This window comes from Mesorhizobium sp. ES1-6 (assembly GCF_020164775.1).
Lineage (GTDB): Bacteria > Pseudomonadota > Alphaproteobacteria > Rhizobiales > Rhizobiaceae > Mesorhizobium.
The window spans coordinates 435,751-453,226 of record NZ_JAIUGU010000002.1 but is presented as its reverse complement, the minus strand read 5'-3'; the positions used below and the strand labels follow the sequence as shown (position 1 = coordinate 453,226).

16 protein-coding genes and 1 pseudogene are annotated in these 17,476 nt (G+C 63.6%); 13 read left to right on the top strand and 4 right to left on the bottom strand.

Annotated elements, in window-relative coordinates:
- Positions 1–6 precede the first annotated feature (6 nt).
- The 5 genes and pseudogenes from LB564_RS06865 (at position 7) to LB564_RS06845 (ending at position 5,508) form a co-directional block, all read left to right on the top strand.
- Positions 7–1,215 (top strand): acetyl-CoA C-acetyltransferase, encoded by a 1,209-nt coding sequence (locus LB564_RS06865; RefSeq protein ID WP_224536089.1) that lies wholly within the window; start codon positions 7–9, stop codon positions 1,213–1,215.
- Between the two features lie 14 nt (positions 1,216–1,229).
- Entirely contained in the window at positions 1,230–3,449 is a 2,220-nt protein-coding gene (locus tag LB564_RS06860) for a 3-hydroxyacyl-CoA dehydrogenase NAD-binding domain-containing protein (protein WP_224536088.1), read from the top strand.
- 31 nt (positions 3,450–3,480) lie between these two features.
- Positions 3,481–3,860: pseudogene (locus tag LB564_RS06855) on the top strand (thioesterase family protein); the annotation flags it as partial.
- A gap of 124 nt (positions 3,861–3,984) precedes the next feature.
- Positions 3,985–4,629: a helix-turn-helix transcriptional regulator gene (locus tag LB564_RS06850; RefSeq protein WP_224536086.1), complete on the top strand. Its 645-nt coding sequence runs from the start codon at positions 3,985–3,987 to the stop codon at positions 4,627–4,629.
- Between the two features lie 9 nt (positions 4,630–4,638).
- Complete coding sequence (locus tag LB564_RS06845; RefSeq protein WP_411910161.1) at positions 4,639–5,508, top strand: thermonuclease family protein; 870 nt, start codon at positions 4,639–4,641, stop codon at positions 5,506–5,508.
- On the opposite strand, the gene LB564_RS06840 is transcribed toward LB564_RS06845, so the two are convergent.
- Entirely contained in the window at positions 5,474–7,120 is a 1,647-nt protein-coding gene (locus LB564_RS06840; RefSeq protein WP_224536084.1) for a lysine--tRNA ligase, read from the bottom strand. The genes LB564_RS06845 and LB564_RS06840 overlap by 35 nt on opposite strands.
- A gap of 158 nt (positions 7,121–7,278) precedes the next feature.
- On the opposite strand from LB564_RS06840, the gene LB564_RS06835 reads away from it, so the two are divergent.
- Positions 7,279–7,692, top strand: a complete 414-nt coding sequence (locus tag LB564_RS06835; protein ID WP_224536082.1) for a tellurite resistance TerB family protein — start codon at positions 7,279–7,281, stop codon at positions 7,690–7,692.
- A gap of 20 nt (positions 7,693–7,712) precedes the next feature.
- On the opposite strand, the gene LB564_RS06830 is transcribed toward LB564_RS06835, so the two are convergent.
- Positions 7,713–8,564, bottom strand: a complete 852-nt coding sequence (locus LB564_RS06830; protein WP_224536080.1) for a transporter substrate-binding domain-containing protein — start codon at positions 8,562–8,564, stop codon at positions 7,713–7,715.
- 257 nt (positions 8,565–8,821) lie between these two features.
- Here LB564_RS06830 and LB564_RS06825 point away from each other — a divergent pair, with 257 nt between their 5' ends.
- The 3 genes from LB564_RS06825 (at position 8,822) to LB564_RS06815 (ending at position 11,045) form a co-directional block, all read left to right on the top strand.
- The gene (locus LB564_RS06825; RefSeq protein ID WP_224536078.1) at positions 8,822–9,553 is read left to right on the top strand and encodes a helix-turn-helix transcriptional regulator; all 732 of its coding nucleotides are present in this window, start codon (positions 8,822–8,824) and stop codon (positions 9,551–9,553) included.
- A 98-nt stretch (positions 9,554–9,651) separates the two neighbouring features.
- Positions 9,652–10,290: an acyl-homoserine-lactone synthase gene (locus LB564_RS06820; RefSeq protein ID WP_224536076.1), complete on the top strand. Its 639-nt coding sequence runs from the start codon at positions 9,652–9,654 to the stop codon at positions 10,288–10,290.
- Positions 10,287–11,045 (top strand): enoyl-CoA hydratase-related protein, encoded by a 759-nt coding sequence (locus LB564_RS06815; RefSeq protein WP_224536074.1) that lies wholly within the window; start codon positions 10,287–10,289, stop codon positions 11,043–11,045. Before LB564_RS06820 ends, LB564_RS06815 begins: the two co-directional genes overlap by 4 nt.
- A gap of 64 nt (positions 11,046–11,109) precedes the next feature.
- Here the strand turns inward: LB564_RS06815 and ppk2 are convergent, their stop codons facing one another.
- Positions 11,110–12,018, bottom strand: a complete 909-nt coding sequence (gene ppk2 / locus LB564_RS06810) for a polyphosphate kinase 2 (protein ID WP_224536072.1) — start codon at positions 12,016–12,018, stop codon at positions 11,110–11,112.
- Between the two features lie 111 nt (positions 12,019–12,129).
- Between ppk2 and LB564_RS06805 the strand changes: the two genes are divergently transcribed.
- The 3 genes from LB564_RS06805 to LB564_RS06795 all read left to right on the top strand — a co-directional run bounded on the left by LB564_RS06805 (position 12,130) and on the right by LB564_RS06795 (position 15,346).
- A complete protein-coding gene (locus tag LB564_RS06805; protein WP_224536070.1) occupies positions 12,130–13,395 on the top strand; it encodes an ATP-binding protein in 1,266 nt (421 codons plus the stop codon).
- A 116-nt stretch (positions 13,396–13,511) separates the two neighbouring features.
- Complete coding sequence (gene phoU, locus LB564_RS06800) at positions 13,512–14,237, top strand: phosphate signaling complex protein PhoU (RefSeq protein WP_140706132.1); 726 nt, start codon at positions 13,512–13,514, stop codon at positions 14,235–14,237.
- 101 nt (positions 14,238–14,338) lie between these two features.
- Positions 14,339–15,346: a magnesium and cobalt transport protein CorA gene (locus LB564_RS06795; RefSeq protein ID WP_224536068.1), complete on the top strand. Its 1,008-nt coding sequence runs from the start codon at positions 14,339–14,341 to the stop codon at positions 15,344–15,346.
- 55 nt (positions 15,347–15,401) lie between these two features.
- On the opposite strand, the gene LB564_RS06790 is transcribed toward LB564_RS06795, so the two are convergent.
- Positions 15,402–15,920 (bottom strand): GcrA family cell cycle regulator, encoded by a 519-nt coding sequence (locus tag LB564_RS06790; protein ID WP_127275610.1) that lies wholly within the window; start codon positions 15,918–15,920, stop codon positions 15,402–15,404.
- Positions 15,921–16,276: 356 nt separating this feature from the next.
- Between LB564_RS06790 and LB564_RS06785 the strand changes: the two genes are divergently transcribed.
- Positions 16,277–17,476: an aspartate aminotransferase family protein gene (locus LB564_RS06785; protein ID WP_140706128.1), complete on the top strand. Its 1,200-nt coding sequence runs from the start codon at positions 16,277–16,279 to the stop codon at positions 17,474–17,476.

Sequence of the window (17,476 nt, the reverse complement as noted above, 5' to 3'; positions counted from 1 at the left end):
ATGAAAATGACTGATGCTTATGTCTATGACGCCGTGCGCACGCCGCGCGGCAAGGGCAAGAAGGACGGATCGTTGCACGAAGTGCCGGCAGTGCGGCTCGCCGCCAGGACGCTGGAAGCGCTGCGCGACCGCAATGGGCTCGACACCGGCACGGTCGACGACATCATCTTCGGCTGCGTCGACCCGGTCGGCGAGGCGGGCTCGGTCATTCCGCGCGCCGCCGCCTTCGAGGCCGGCTACGACACAAAGGCGCCGGGCATGCAGATCTCGCGCTTTTGCGCTTCCGGGTTGGACGCTATCAATTTCGGCGCCGCCAAGATCGCCCAGGGCGCCGATGAAATCGTCATTGCCGGCGGCGTCGAATCGATGTCGCGCGTCGGCATGGGCGCCTCGGGCGGTGCCTGGTTCATGGATCCTTCGGTCGGCCTGCCCGGCTGGTTCGTCCCGCAAGGCATTTCGGCCGACCTGATCGCCACCAAATACGGTTTTTCGCGCGACGATGTCGACGCCTATGCCGTCGAGAGCCAGAAGCGCGCCGCGAAATCCTGGGCCGACGGCCGCTTCAAGAACTCGGTCATTCCGATCAAGGATCAGAACGGCCTGACCATTCTCGACCATGACGAACACATGCGGCCGTCGACCGACATGCAGTCGCTGGCCTCGCTCAACCCGTCCTTCGTCATGCCGGGCGAAATGGGCGGCTTCGACGCGGTCGCGGTGCAGAAGCATCCGGAAGTCGAAGAGGTGAACCACGTCCACCACGCCGGCAATTCATCCGGCATCGTCGATGGCGCGGCTGCCGTGCTGCTCGGCTCCAAGAAGGCCGGCAAGGCGATGGGCCTCAAGCCGCGCGCCCGCATCCGCACCTTCGCCAATATCGGCTCCGAACCGGTGCTGATGCTGACCGGTCCGGTCGACGTCACCGAGAAGCTGTTGAAGCGCGCCAAGATGAAGCTGTCGGATATCGACCTGTTCGAGCTCAACGAGGCCTTCGCCTCGGTGGTTCTGCGTTACATGCAGGCCTTCGAGATCCCGCACGACAAGATCAACGTCAATGGCGGCGCCATCGCCATGGGCCATCCGCTCGGCGCCACCGGCGCGATGATCTTCGGCACCGTGCTGGACGAACTCGAGCGCCGCGACTTGAACACCGCGCTGGTGACGCTGTGCATCGGCGCCGGCATGGGCACAGCAACGATCATCGAACGCGTCTGACGGGGAGAAAAATCATGAGCTACACCAATTTCACCCTCGACACCGACGCCGATGGCATCGCACTGGTCACCTGGAACATGCCCGACCGCTCGATGAACGTCTTCACCGAAGAGGTGATGAACGAGCTCGACAAGATCATCGACCAGGTCGTGGCCGACGCCGGCATCAAGGGCGCTGTAATCACCTCGGGCAAGGACAGCTTCTCCGGCGGCGCCGATCTCACCATGCTGCAGAAGATGCTGACGGTGTTTGCCACGGAAAAAGCCAGGGATCCGGAGAAGGCGGCAAAGCTGCTGTTCGACAATGCCGGCCGCATGGGCGGCCTGTGGCGCAAGCTCGAAACATCCGGCAAGCCGTGGGTTTCGGCAATCAACGGCACCTGCATGGGCGGCGCCTTCGAATTGTCGCTCGCCTGCCATGGGCGCGTCGCGGCCGATTCAGACAAGGTCAAGATGGCCTTGCCGGAAGTCAAGGTCGGCATCTTCCCCGGCGCCGGCGGCACGCAGCGCGTGCCACGGCTGACCGATCAGCAACAGGCGCTGCAGATGCTGACCTCGGGCCAGAACCTGTCGCCGCAGAAGGCGAAGGCCATGGGCCTTATCCACGAGATCGCTGAACCAGCCAAGCTGGTCGAGACGGCAAAGGCCATGATCAAGAACGGTCTGAAAGCCGTTCAGCCATGGGACGAAAAGGGTTTCAAGCTGCCCGGCGGCCCGGTCTATTCGGCGGCCGGCGCCAATCTGTGGCCGCCGGCCATCGCCATCCTGCGCCGCGAGACCCATGGCAATTATCCGGCCGCCGCCGCGATCCTGAAATGCGTCTATGAGGGCCTGCTGGTACCCTTCGATACTGCGCTCAGGATCGAGCAGCGCTATTTCACCGAGATCATGCAGTCGAAGGAAGCGGCGGCGATGATTCGCTCGCTGTTCGTGTCGCTGCAGGAGCTGAACAAGGGCGCGCGCCGCCCGGCCGGCGTGCCGGACACCAAGTTCAAGAAGATCGGCATCCTCGGCGCCGGCTTCATGGGCGCCGGCATCGCCTATGTCACCGCCAAGGCCGGCATTCCGGTGGTGCTGCTCGACCGCGACCTGGAGTCGGCGCAGAAGGGCAAGGCGCATTCCGACAGCCTGGTCTCCGATCAGGTCAAGAAGGGCCGAGCCAAGCCCGAGGAGAAAGACAAGCTGCTGTCGCTGATCACGCCGACCGCGGACTATGCCGACCTCGCCGGCTGCGATCTCGTCGTCGAGGCCGTGTTCGAGGATTCAGGCGTCAAGAAGGCCGCCACCGAACAGGCTGAAGCGGTGCTGAAGTCGTCGGCGATCTTTGCCTCCAACACCTCGACCATCCCGATCACGGGCCTTGCCAAGAATTCGGCGCGGCCGAAGAATTTCATCGGCATCCACTTCTTCTCGCCGGTCGACAAGATGATGCTGGTCGAGATCATCCTGGGCAAGAAGACCGGCGACAAGGCGCTCGCCACCGCGATCGATTTCGTCCGCGCCATCAAGAAGACGCCGATCGTCGTCAACGACACACGCGGTTTCTACGTCAACCGCTGCGTGCTGCGCTACATGTCGGAAGCCTACAAGATGCTGATCGAGGGCGTGCCCGCGCCGATGATCGAGAATGCCGCCAAGGCCGCCGGCATGCCGGTCGGCCCGCTGGCGCTGACCGACGAGACGGCCATCGACCTTGCCCAGAAGATCATGAAGCAGACCATCAGGGATCTCGGCGACAAGGCCGTCGACCCCAGGCAGATGGCGCTGATCAACACCATGGTCGACGACCATGGCCGCTTCGGCCGCAAGAACGGCAAGGGCTTTTACGACTACCCGGCCAAGCCCGCCAAGAAGAAGCTGTGGCCGGGGTTGAAGGACCTTTATCCGCAGCTCGAGCCCGAAAAGGTCGACTATGAGGAACTGCAACAGCGCCTGCTGGTCACCATCGCGCTGGAGGCGGCGCGGGTGATGGAAGAGGGCATCGTCACCGATCCGCGCGAGGCCGATGTCGGCTCGATCCTGGCCTTCGGCTTCGCGCCCTACACGGGGGGCGCGCTCTCCTACATCGACGGCATCGGTGCCAAGCGCTTCGTCAAGATCGCCAAGGGCCTGCAGAAGAAGTATGGCGCCGAGTTCAAGGCGCCCAAGCTGCTCCTCGACATGGCCGAGAAAGGCGAGACCTTCTACGAACGCTTCGATCCCTATGCCAAGCGCGATGTGAAGCAGGCAGCCTGACATAGCGTCATGTATGTCTGGGCGCTGTAGGCGCATCGACCTGTTCGTCCGCGCCGGCCTGATCACGCTGGCGAGGAAGAATGGCTGGGCGCCGATGATGGGCGGGCTGCAGGCCGTCTACGCCCGCGAGATCCGGCCGTGGCGCCGCTTCGAAGTGGTGTCGTCGATAGAGACCTGGGCGGGTCCCCAGGTCATCGGCAAGCACCGCTTCGTCCTCGACAATGGCGAGACGGCGCGCTGATCCTGACGACCGCCGGCGTCTACGACCGCAAGGCGCGCCGCTTCCTCGACATTGACGAGGTGGTCGCAGCCCTAGGTCGCGCGGTGACCCCGCGACCGCCGACAGAGGCTGAACGGATTTTCATGACCTCGCGCCAGGGTTTGCGCGGCCTGGCCAAGGCGGGCGATTGATCCCGACAATCGGCCTTCCCCGGTGGACAAGAATGTGCGCCACGGGAGCGCGGCCAGTGGACAAGCCGGCGTTCGAAGACTAGAAGGAAGAGGCATTTTTTCCTGTTTCGAAGGAGAGCACCTCATGCTCTCGCACGACCGCGTCTGGGCTGCCATCGATGCTCTTGCCGAGCGCTATTCGCTTTCGGCGTCGGGTCTGGCAAGGCGCGCGGGGCTCGATTCAACCGCCTTCAACAAATCGAAACGCCTGTCTTCCGACGGCCGACCGCGCTGGCCGTCGACCGAATCGCTGGCCAAGATCATCGAGGCCACGGGCGCCTCGCTGGATGAATTCACCGGGCTGATCGAGGGGCGGGGCGAAGTCGTCGTCGCGACGTCGCACAGGCGCGCCGTGCCGTTGCTGGGCTTTGCCCAGGCAGGCGCGGGCGGCTTCTTCGATGATGCCGGCTTTCCGGCGGGACAGGGCTGGGATCTCGTCGAATTGCCCGCGCAATCGACCGAAAGTTCTTATGCGCTGCAGGTGCAGGGCGATTCCATGCTGCCGCTCTACCGCAACGGCGACGTCCTCATCGTCGAACCGGGCGCCGTCACCCGCAAGGGCGATCGCGTCGTCGTCAAGACCACATCGGGCGAGGTGATGGCCAAGGTGCTCGAACGCCAGACCGTCAAGTCGATCGCGCTGGTCTCGCTCAATCCGGAGCATCCGGACCGCGACATCGCCATGCGCGAGGTCGAGTGGGTGGCGCGGATCGTCTGGGCAAGCCAATAGGTGTAACGGGTGCGACTTCCTCATCTGGTCCTGGCGGTTCTGATGGTCCCGGCGATGGCGGCGCTGGTCGTTGCCGGCGGACGCACGCTGAAAGGCAGCGAAAGCACTGTCGTGGTGGATCAGATCGACCCCGGCGCCGATACGATCCCGCAGGCTGACACCGGGACGGCGCCCGAGGAACCCGCCACCTCCGCCATACCTGCTTCGCAACCGCCAAAGCCGGCGGCGCATTCGCGGGCGATCGATCCGGATGTCGTCGCGCCGCCGGAATTGCCCACCGAGGAGCTCGAGCGGGTCGAGCCGCGCGCGCCGTTGAGCAAGCTGGCGCTAGCCGTGCCGCCCAAGCCGAAGATGCCAGACGACTGGAACGGCACGAAGCTGTTCCAGCCGGTTGCATCCGCCGCCGGGCTGATCGAGGCGAAAGGCTATTCGGTCGCGGTTTCCGGCATCGATGTCGTCAGCCAGGACGAGACTTGCACCGCCGATGGCAAATCCTGGCCGTGCGGGGTCCGTGCACGCACGGCATTCCGCGCCTTCCTGCGCGGCCGCGCGGTGGTCTGCACGGTGCCGCCCGAAGGCGGCCGCGACCGGATAGCGGCGGAGTGCCGGATCGGCAAGCAGGATGTCGGGCAATGGCTGGTCGAAAACGGCTGGGCGCGTGCCGCCAAGGGCGGACCCTATGTCGAGGCCGGCGACAAGGCACGAACTGCCAGGAAAGGCATTTTCGGATCGGCGCCGAACCTCGCCGGCATCTCGGCGGCGCCGGCCGCCACCGCCCCGGCGCCTCAGGCGCCCGGCTCGATCCTGGAGGAGGGCTCGATCCTGAAAGAGGAGGGCGGCGCCCTCAAGCCAGCTGACCAGCCAACGCCTTCTGAATGAGAGAGCGGGTCTCGCCGACACCGTAGAGCGCGGCGAAGGACCCGAAGCGTGGGCCGCGTTCCTGGCCGATCAGCACTTGATAGATCATCTGGAAGAAGGCGCCTGAAACGCCCGGGCCGCCTTCCGGGCTCTGCTTGGAATGATCCTGGTAGCGTTCGATCTTGCGCGCCACGTTGAGCGAGGCGTTCTGGATCGCCTCGCCGGTGGCGCCCGCCGGCAATTCGCCGAGTGCCTTTTCGAGAGCCACCAGCGCTTCGCGTTCGACTTCGTCGGCCGGGCGGAAGGTTTTCGTCGGCTTCACGAAATCGTCGAAATAGCGGATCGCATAGCCCGTCAGCCGGTCGAGTTCGGGATGGGTGGCCGGCGTCACGCCTTGCACATGGCGCGAGATGAAGCCCCACAGCACATCCTTGTTCTGCGCATTGGAGGCGCTGACCAGGTTGAGCAGCAGCGAGAACGGCACCGGCATGTCAATGGCGGGCGGATTGCCGTCATGCATATGCCAGACCGGGTTGCCCAGCCGCTCCTTCCACTCCTGGCGGGGGTAGGCCGCGAGGAACGTGTAATATTCGTCGACCGCCCGCGGGATGACGTCGAAATAGAGCTTCTTGGCCTGCCTTGGCCGCTGGTACATGTAGAGCCCGAGGCTCTCCGTCGGCGCATAGGTCAGCCATTCGTCGATGGTCAGACCATTGCCCTTCGACTTCGAGATCTTCTGGCCATTCTCGTCGAGGAACAACTCGTAGACGAAATGCTCCGGCGCCCGCCCGCCCAGAATGTTGCAGATGCGGTCATAGACCACGGCATTGGTCTGGTGGTCCTTGCCGAACATTTCGAAGTCGACGCCGAGTGCCGCCCAGCGCATGCCGAAATCCGGCTTCCATTGCAGCTTCACCTTGCCGCCGGTGACCGGCAGCGTGGTTTCGGTGTCTTCATCGTCGAAAGTGATGGTGCCGGCCTTGGCGTCGACATGCTTCATGGGAACGTAAAGCACGCGCCCGCTCTTCGGTGAAATCGGCAGGAAGGGGCTGTAGGTCGCCTGCCGCTCCGGCCCGAGCGTCGGCAGCATCACCGCCATGATCTGGTCGTAGCGCTCGGCGGCGCGCAACAGCATCGCGTCGAAGCGGCCCGACTTGTAATATTGCGTCGCGCTGGCGAATTCGTAGTCGAAGCCGAACGTGTCGAGGAAGCGGCACAGCATCGCATTGTTATGGTCGGCGAAGCTCGCATAATCGCCGCCGAAGGGGTTGGGCACCGATGACAGCGGCTTGTGCAGATACGGCTCGAGCGCTGCGCGATCCGGCACGCTGTCGGGTATCTTGCGCATGCCGTCCATGTCGTCGGAAAAGCACAGCAGCTTGGTCGCGACCTTGTCCTGCGTCAGCACGCGGAACGCATGGCGCACCATCGAGGTGCGCGCCACCTCGCCGAACGTGCCGATATGCGGCAGGCCCGACGGTCCATAGCCGGTCTCGAACAGGATCGTTTCGGGAAAGTCGGCGCCCTTGTAGCGCTCGATGATCTTTTTGGCTTCCTCGAACGGCCACGCCTTGCTCTCGGCCGCCGCCGCCAGCAGTTCGGGATTGAGATCGATGATGTTTGATCCCGCCATGGTCCTGTTTTCCAAAATTATTCGCCGCTCGGGCTGCAAGTGTCGATTTTCAACCGGTCTCTAGGCGCGCATGGCCGGAGCGTCAACGCGTGGGGCGCTTTTTCCTTGCGGCCCTTGGCTCCCCTTCCTACCTTCGAGCCCTGTTGAAGGAGTAAAGAATGCCGTCGCCGACCCCGCATGACGCCCTCATCTACCTGATGGTCATCGCCTCCGCCTCCGACCGGGACATGACCGATGTCGAACTGGCCAGGATCGGCGACGTCGTCCGCTCATGGCCGGTGTTCGAAGATTTCAAGCAGGACCGGCTGGTTGCCGTGGCCCAGGCCTGCCAGAAGATGCTGCATGAGAAGGATGGGCTGGAAGGTGTCCTGGCCCAGGTCGCCGAAGCGCTGCCGGAGCGGTTGCACGACACCGCCTATGCGGCCGCCTTCGAGGTCGCCGCTGTCGATCTGGAGATGCGGATGGAAGAGGTGCGGGTGCTGCAGCTGATCCGCCGGCAGCTCGATCTCGACACGCTGACCGTGGCGGCCATCGGCCGTGCGGCCAAGGCGCGGCTGCGCACGCTCACCTGAAGGCGGGCGTTACGCCCGGATCAGAAAAAACTGACCGGAAAGTAGCGCAGATAGAATTCGGCGAAGGTGCCCTTCATCGAAATCTCCTGCAAGGCGTAGTCGAGGGCCGCGGCCAGGGCCGGATTGTCCCCCCGCGTGGCGATGGCCATGCCGGTGCCCAGATATTCGGGCGCCAAATAGGGGCCGCCGGCAAACCGGCAGCAGCCGGCCGCATCGGAGCCGCCGAGCCAGAAGGCGAAGCGCATGCCATCGCCAAAGGCCGCGTCGATCTTGCCGGCCTTGAGATCGCCGTAGAGCGCTTCCGGTCCGTCGAAGGGGACGACCTGGACCGTGCTGAAATAGTCGCGCAGCATGCGTTCATGCGCCGAGCCCGCTATCACGCCGACGCGCTTGCCGTGCAATTTGTCGAAGATCGGTTCCGCCAGCGCCTTGCTCTTGGGCATGATGAAGCGCGCCGGAAACTGCAGGTAGGAGCGCGAGAAGGTGTATGTCTGGCGCGATTGCGGCGTTGCGGCGATGCCGGCGATGACAGCTTCGCCTTCGCCCTTGTCGAGCGCGCCTTCGAGCTCCGCCCAGGGCAGAGCCTGGATCTGGCACTTGTCGACGATGCCGAGTTCCACGCAGATAGCGCGCGCCAGATCGATGTGGAAACCGGACAGCTTTCCCGCGCCGTCGAGGAAATTGAAGGGCGGAAAATCCGTTGTCGTCAGGAACCGCAGCCGCGGCAGTGCCGAAAGGTCCGGCTTGGGCAGCCGCTCCTTGGCGTCCCATAGCACCGGCACCTGCGGCTCCGCCGCGCGCGCGCCCGCAACCCATGACAGTGCCACGACGAGCACAGCTGTCAGGACCTGAGACCTCCATTGGAACGCCACGATAGAACTCCGCCGCACCGTGCTCGTGCCGGTTCTGATACGAAAATGGTACAGGCACAATGCTTTTTGATTTCAACGCGTCGATTTCAGGATATGGTTTGGGGGGTTGCAAACAGCGGTGGCTGCCCTGGTGGGGTACCAGGGTCGAGAACCACAACCGGAAGCGGGCGCTTTGCAATCCGTGGTCGGTGGCAAAGTGCCGGCAAGGCGCGGACCATGGACTTTAATGCATACGGCAACATGGGGTTGATGTTGCGATGAGTCAGTTCGATCGGACGCTGGAATACATCGACCAGCTGCAGCATGCCGCGACGGCGGCCGCGGTCTGCGAGAAACTGTTGGGCGTAACATCGGAATTCGGCCTGACCGCGCTGATGGCCGGAACCGTCCCGAAGCCGGGCACGCCGACGGGGCAGCAAAAGCAGCATGTGCTGCTTTGCGACTGGCCGGTCGAATGGCTCGAGCGCTATGTGACGCGCAACTATGTCGATCACGATCCCGTCGTCAGTCACATGAAACAGCTGCAGGCGCCGTTCCAGTGGCGGGAAGCCGCCCAGGGCATTCGCATCGACAAGAGCAGTGGCGAGGTGATGGGCGACGCCGGCGCCTTCAAACTGCGTGACGGGCTCGCCTTCCCGCTGATCACGCTCGACGGCGAGATCGTCATGGTGTCCCTGGGGGGCGAGGCCGTGGAACTGTCGGGGGCCGAGTTCGGCCTTGTCTCGCTGGTCTCGACCTACGCTGTCGGCCGCGCCATGCAGCTCCACACCATGGCCGGCAAGATCATCGACCATATCGAATTGACGCCGCGCGAACGCGAGTGCCTGCAATGGGCCGCCGTCGGCAAATCCGAATGGGAGATTTCGCAAATCCTCGGCATCTCCGAACACACGTCGGAGAAACATCTTCTTAACGCCAAAAGCAAACTCGGTGCCGTCAACCGGGTGCAGGCAGTCGCCGAGGCGATCAGGCGCGGATACATTAGCTAGGTCGGCCGTGCCGGCCTAGAATTTCTTGCCTACGTGATCACGCAATTTTCGCAGCGAAGCACGGCCGTATCTTCCCCTGAAACACAGGAGACTACGGAATGCTTTTTTGTCTTTCGACCAAGGAATTGATGGAACGTCCCGATCTCTGGGAGGCCGTCCATCGGCTGCGCTATCAGATATTCGTCGAGGAAATGGGATGGGAGGACCTGCGCCGCCCCGACGGATTCGAGGTCGACCAGTTCGACCATGACGAGGCGGTGCATCAGATCGTCATCAGGGGCAATGAAGTCGCGGGCTATCAGAGGATGTTGCCGACCACACGGCCGCATCTCTTGACCGAGGTGCTGACCGACCTTTCCGAAGGAACGCCGCCGGCGGGTCCCCACATCTGGGAGTTGACCCGCTATGCGGTGGCGCCGGGCTTTCGCGATGGCCGGCGCGGCGTCTCGACCGTCGGCACGGAATTGATAGCCGGTTTCGTCGAGTGGGGCCTGAAGCGCGGCGTCGACAAGGTGATCATCGAGTTCGAGCCGATGTGGGTGCTGCGCGCATTGCAACTGCACTTCCTGGCGACGCCGCTCGGCTATCAGCGCACCTATGGCAACCAGCAGGTCGTGGCGACGCTGCTCACCTTCAACGAGCACACGCTGGACGTGGTGCGATCACGGCGCAATCACCATGCACCCGTCCTGGCCAGGGGATATCCCGACATGTTCGGTCAAAGGAGAGCCTCATGAGACCGGAAACCGCCATGCATCCGCGGCCTGAACTGCGCAACCACGCGCTGATCGTCACCGTCTCATCGAGCGACGGCCGGCCGGTGCTCGACAGGAGGGCCTATGAGAGCCTTGCCAGGACGTTCCACGAAGCCGCCGACAATGACGAGGTGCGCGTCGTCGTGCTGCGTGGCCTGGCGGGCTGCTTCTGTCTCGGCGGCGACTTTTCCGAATTCGTGGACGCCACCAAGCATCAGAAGCTGATTGCCGCCGTCACCGACATGTTCCGCACGCTGGCGACGTTTCCCAAGCCGATCCTGGCCTGCGTGGACGGTGATGCCGTCGGCGTCGGGTGCACCATCCTGTTCCATTGCGACATGGTGATCGCCTCGGGCAAAAGCACGTTCAGGGTGCCGTTCGTCGATTTCGGCCTGGTGCCGGACGCGGCGACCAGCATCCTGGCGCCGCAGAAGCTCGGCTATGCCGGTGCCTTCCGCTTCTTCTGCCTCGGCGACACGCTTCACGCCGAGGATGCCAGGGCGCTCGGCCTCGTCGCCGAGATCGTGCACGACGGCGTCGAGGAGGCGACGCTCGGCCGGGCCAGGCAACTCGCCAAGAAGCCGGTTGCGGCATTGCTGCAGACGCGCGGCCTGCTCAAGGGCAACACCGCCGCGCTATGCGACCGCATCGACCAGGAGATATCGCTGTTCCAGCAGGCGCTGCAGGACGACACCACGCTGAGGCGGCTGCAGCGGATTGCACGCCTGGCTGCCTGAGCCGACGAAGAGGAAGTCCATCAACCGCGCCGCGCTGCCTTCTGGCCGCGCGGCGCCAACAACCTCAGTCCTGCTTGCCCAGGAATGACGGCCCTTCGCCGATGATCTTCTTGTCTTCCTTGCCGACAACATCGAGATCGCGTCCCTCATAGGGCAGCGACAGGAGGATGCGCCGCATCACCGCCAGCCGCGCGCGGCGCTTGTCGTTGGCGCGCACGATGATCCATGGCGCGAACTCCTTGTGGGTGCGCTCGAACATGGTATCGCGCGCCTTGGTGTAATCGTCCCACTTGGTGATGCCGGCAATGTCGATCGGCGAGAACTTCCAGCTCTTCAGGGGGCTGTAGCGGCGATCGTGAAAGCGCTCGAGCTGCGTCTCCTGGCCGATGTTCAGCCAGAATTTGAAGAAATGGATGCCGTCGTTGACGACCATTCGTTCGAAATGCGGCGTCTCGTCGAGAAACTTCTCGTGCTGTTCGGGGGTGCAGAATCCCATCACCGGCTCGACGCCGGCGCGGTTGTACCAGGAGCGGTCGAAGGTGACGAATTCGCCCGCTGTCGGGAAATGGTCGACATAGCGCTGGTAGTACCATTGTCCCAGCTCCGTCGGCGTAGGCTTGGTCAGCGCGACGTTACGCGCGGTGCGCGGGTTGAGATACTGGCGCAGCACGAAGATCGTGCCGCCCTTGCCGGCGGCGTCACGGCCCTCGAACAGCGCCATCACCCGCTTGCCGGTCGCCTGCAGCCATGCCTGTGCCTTGACCAGCTCGATCTGCAATTTCTCGAGCGTCTCGTCATACTCCTCGCCCTTCATCTTCTTGTCGTAGGGGTAGCCGCCCGCGGTCAGCTTGTTCTCCTCGACCCAGTCCGGAAGCTCCGGATTCTCGATATCGAACTCTCGTTCCTTGCCGCCGATCCTGATTTTCAGCGGACCTGAAGTCGGCGTGACGGAGTTTTCCTTGGCTTTTTTCATGCAGACGAACCCTTTCCAGCATCCGGACTCATGCTATTGGGAGCCTCCGGAGCGGTCCAGCGGAAGTTTCCGCCGCCGTGTGACCGGTGGAAGTTAGGCGTGGGCGCGCGAATGACTGACCTGGGCGCGGAGCAGAAAGGCACGGGGCAAGCCATGGCCGCCCGGCTGTGGAGCAGCCGCTGGCTGCTTGCGGCGGGTGTCTTGGCGGTTCTGATCGCCTATGGCTTCGCGGCTATTTCCGCCTATGTGCTGATACCGGCGCTGCTCCTGCTGCTGGCGGCGGCAATATTGCCGGTGAACGGCGCACGCCATTCCGGCGAGAGCGCCAGTGCAATCGAGGCGATGGGCCTGCAGCGTCTGTCGGGCGAATATCTGGCGGCCGCCGTCGCCGACCCGCTCATCATCTTCGACCAGGCCGCCACCATCGTCCACGCCAACGCCGCCGCCTTTGCCGCCTTTGGCGGCATCGCGCCCGGCATATCGCTGCCGCTGAAATTCCGGGCGCCGGAAATGCAGACGCTGCTGGACAGCGTGCTGTCGGGCAGCGTCGCCTCGGATGTCGTTGACTACACCGAGAAACTGCCCGTCGAACGGGCCTACCGGGTCAGCGCGTCCTCGGTCGGGCATGGCACCGACCTCTATGTGCTGGTCTTCAAGGACCAGAGCGAGACGCGGCGCATAGACCGCATGCGCGCCGACTTCATCGCCAATGCCAGCCACGAGTTGCGCACCCCGCTGGCTTCGATCGCGGGCTTCATCGAAACGCTGCGCGGACCGGCCCGCAACGATCCGGCGGCGCGCGAGCAGTTCCTCCAGATCATGCAGAACCAGACCGGCCGCATGGCGCGCCTGATCGACGACCTGCTGTCGCTGTCGCGGCTGGAGATGAAGCCCTATCTGAAGCCCGGAACCGAGGTCGACCTGCGCCAGACCGTCGACAGCGTCATCGACTCGCTCGGACCGCTCGCCCGGGAAAACAATGTCGCCATCGAGCGCGATTTCGCCAACGGGCCGCTCGATGTGCCGGGCGATCGCGACGAGCTGTTCCAGGTCTTCGAGAACCTCCTGGAGAATGCCTGCAAATACGGCCAGTCGGGCGGTCGCGTCGTGGTGTCGATCGCGCGCGGCGATGACGTCTCCGAGCCAGGCATCGACGTCACGATCAGGGATTTTGGCCCCGGCATCCCCGAGGAACATATCCCGCGCATCACCGAGCGCTTTTATCGTATCGATGTCGAGACCAGCCGGACCCAGAAAGGCACGGGGCTTGGCCTGTCGATCGTCAAGCACATCCTGACGCGCCACAACGCTAGGCTGACGATCAGGTCCGAGGTCGGCAAGGGCGCCGCCTTCTCGGTCCATTTGCCGGCGCACTGATAGTGCCCTAGTTATCCACGGCACCGTTTCTTTTTTCTGTCATCCGGCTAGCGTATCAGCGGGGATTCGAGGAAACGACTCAAAATCAGACACCCCCGTGGGAAGGCATTTCGTCCATGCAGTCCGTGCACATCATGAGCGCCTTTGACGAGGAACTGAAATATCTCTCCAAGCGCATCGCAGCGATGGGAGGGCATGCCGAGCGCATGGTCGAGCAGGCGGTCGCCGCCTTGGTCAATGCCGATCCAGGGCTGGCCCAGAAGGTCATTCGCGATGACGTCGTTCTGGACGAGGGGCAGCGCGAGATCGACGACAAGGCGATCATCATCATCGCCAAGCGCCAGCCGATGGCGACGGACCTGCGCGAGATCGTCGGCGCCATCCGCATTTCGGCCGACCTCGAGCGGGTCGGCGACCTCGGCAAGAACGTCGCCAAGCGGGTCGTCGCCGTCATCGACGGCCGTCAGCCGACCAGCCTTTTCCGTGGCCTGGAGGCCCTGGCCAACCTGGCGCTGACCCAGCTGAAGGAAGTTCTCGACGTCTATGCGTCGCGTTCGGTCGACAAGATCGGCTTCGTGCGCGACCGAGACGACCAGATCGATGCCATGTACACGTCGCTGTTTCGCGAATTGCTGACCTACATGATGGAAGATCCGCGCAACATCACCCCCTGCACGCATCTGCTTTTCTGCGCCAAGAACATCGAGCGTATCGGGGATCACGCCACCAACATCGCCGAGACCATCTATTACATCGTCACCGGCGACCAGATGCCGGCCGAGCGGCCGAAGAGCGACAAGACCGACAAGATCGGTCTTCCGGCGGCGCTGCCGGTGAAGTGAACGCGGGTCCTCTCGAACGCTTGATCATATTGCGCTAAACTATCCCTGAGAGAAGCCTGTTGGTTCCCCCTGGGGGAAGGCAGCGCTTCCGGGAGGCTGCGATGGAATATGTCCGGGAATTCAAGCCCGCGCCGCCCACATCGGCCATCATCGCCTGCGGCGTTTATACCGCCGGGCACCGCATCGCCGATATTCCGATCGAGGAAGCGGGCGAATGGGCCAAGAAATCGGGGCACGTCGTCTGGATCGGGCTGCTTGAACCCGACCGCGACCTTCTGCTGCGCGTCAAGGCGCAGTTTCATTTGCATGAGCTGGCGATCGAGGACGCCGAGCACCCGCACCAGCGGCCAAAGATCGAGCAATATGGAGATGCGCTGTTCATCGTCGCCCGCACCGCGCAGTTGATCGACGGGCGCGTCACCTTCGGCGAGACGCATCTATTTGTCGGCTCAGGCTATATCGTCAGCGTCAGGCACGGCCCCTCGACGTCCTATGCCGCCGTGCGCCAGCACTGGGAAAGCTGTCCGCACTCGCTGGCCAAAGGCGAGGACTTCGTCCTCTATGCCATTCTCGACTTCATCGTCGACAACTACATGCCCGTGCTCGAGCAGATCGAGGACGAGGTCGAGGCGATCGAGGATAAGGTCCTGCTGAAGCCGATGACCGGCCCCGATATTGAACGCCTCTACATGCTGCGCCGCGACCTCCTGCGCCTGCGCAACGCGGCATTGCCCCTGGTGGAAGTCTGTCGCCGGCTGACCAGCGCCGAGCTGCCGCAGATCCATTCGGCCATGCATCCGCTGTTCCGCGACGTGACGGATCACATCCGCACCGTCCAGGAGAAAATCGACAGTCTGCGCGAGGTGCTGGCCTTCGCCTTCGAGGCCAGTCTCCTTGTCGGCCAGAGCCAGGAAACGGCGATCTCCAAGAAACTCGCCTCGTGGGCGGCCATCCTGGCGGTGCCGACCGCATTCGCCGGCATCTACGGCATGAACTTCACCGACATGCCCGAATTGAAGATGGAATATGGCTACCCGATGGTGCTGACCATGATCGCGCTGATCTGTTCGTTCCTGTACTGGCGATTCAGGAAGAATGGGTGGCTGTGAAGAAGTGGATAGTCAGTAGTCAGTAGTGGTTGGTAGGGGTCACTACTCACTCCGCTTATCTGTTCCGCCGCCGTTCAGCCGCGGGCTGGAACGCCACGCGGGCATGGTATTTGCAGTAGGGACCTGTCTCGGCGGCCTCGTTGCCGCAGAAATTGAAGTCTTCCGAAAGCGGATCGCCGTTTGGCCACTTGCAGGTGCGCTCGGTCAGTTCGACGAGCTGCAGATGCCGTGAGATCGGTACCACGACGTTCTCGACCGGGCGGATGTAGTGCCTTGCCACGGGTTCGGCGTCGAACTGCGTTTGAAGGGCCGTCGCGCCGATCGAAGTCGTGACATGACGTGCCGTGGTCGCGGCGCGTGCCACCGACTTCTGGACTGTCGAGCCCTGCGACGCCTTCTTCTGGCGTGCCGGCGTCGCCGTCGCACGACCGCGGCCCGACAGCTTCAGCCGGTGCACCTTGCCGATGACCGCGTTGCGGCTGACCCCGCCAAGCTGTGCGGCAATCTGGCTTGCGCTCAGACCCTCCGACCACAATTTTCTCAAGAGTTCTACCCGCTCGTCAGTCCAGTTCATGACCGCGCTCCTCATCAGCGTGCGGCAATCAGAATCCATTCCCGACCCAGCACCACTGCTGGGGCAGACACCACATATATCTGGTGATTAGGTCCGCCGCACGAAATCTAGTTATTTCTCGACTACAACTACTCTATGCGCTGACTCGGTGACAAGAGTCCCAAGTGCAACACGAATCGGTTTTTTCGGTTTTCCCCAACTTGCCCGGTCGCTCATGAGCCGGCGTTGCGTCGGGGGGCTTGCCGCGCGCCACTACGCGACGTTTTCGTTGACTTCATGACCGAAAAACACGATAAGCCGCAGAAGGCCGCCGCTTTGGCGGCTTTTTTGATTTTCCGGTACCGGAGACGCATATAATGAGCGGTTCGGCGCTTTACGAGACCTTTGCTCGCGCACCCCTGGTCTTCGACCGAGGGGAAGGCACCTGGCTGGTTACCGACAAGGGCGAGCGATATCTCGATTTTGCCGGCGGCATCGCTGTCAATTCGCTGGGTCACAGCCATCCGCATCTGGTCGCGGCCCTCACCGAACAGGCGGCGAAACTCTGGCACGTCTCCAATCTCTATGAGATCCCGGGGCAGAGCCGGCTTGGCGAGCGGCTGGCTGATGCCACCTTCGCCGACAAGGTGTTCTTCACCAATTCCGGCGCCGAGGCACTGGAATGCGCGATCAAGACGGCGCGGCGCTACCACTTCGTCAAGGGACATCCAGAGCGCTTCCGCATCATCACCTTCGAAGGCGCCTTCCATGGCCGCACGCTGGCGACCATCGCCGCGGGCGGCCAGTACAAATATCTCGAAGGCTTCGGACCCAAGGTCGAAGGCTTCGACCAGGTCGGCTTCGACGACATCGACGCAGCTGAAAAGGCGATCACGCCCGAGACCGCCGCGATCCTGATCGAGCCGGTGCAGGGCGAGGGCGGCATCCGCCCGGTTCCGACGCAGTCGTTGAAGCGCCTGCGGCAGCTCTGCGAGCAGCACGGGCTGCTCCTGATCTACGATGAGGTCCAGTGCGGCATTGGCCGTACCGGCAAGCTGTTCGCGCATGAATGGTCTGGTGTGACGCCCGACATCATGGCAATCGCCAAGGGCATTGGCGGCGGCTTCCCGATGGGCGCCTGCCTTGCCACCGACGAGGCGGCCGTCGGCATGACCGCCGGCGTGCACGGCACCACGTTCGGCGGCAATCCGCTGGCCATGGCCGTGGGCAACGCCGTGCTCGACGTGGTGCTGGAAGACGGTTTCCTCGAGGACGTCCAGCGCAAGGCGCTGCTCATGAAGCAGGGCCTGGCTGCGGTTGCCGACGAATTCCCCGAAGTCATCGAGGACATCAGGGGCAGCGGGCTGATGCTCGGCCTCAAATGCGCGATGCCCAATGGCAAGGTGAACCTGGCGCTGCGCGACCAGCATTTGCTGGCGGTTCCGGCCGGCGACAACGTCATTCGCCTGCTGCCGCCGCTCACCGTCACCGATGCCGAGATTCACGAAGCGCTCAACCGCATCCGCGCCGGCGCCAAGGGCCTGTCGGAGGCGATCGCCTCCGCCGCCGCGAAGTAA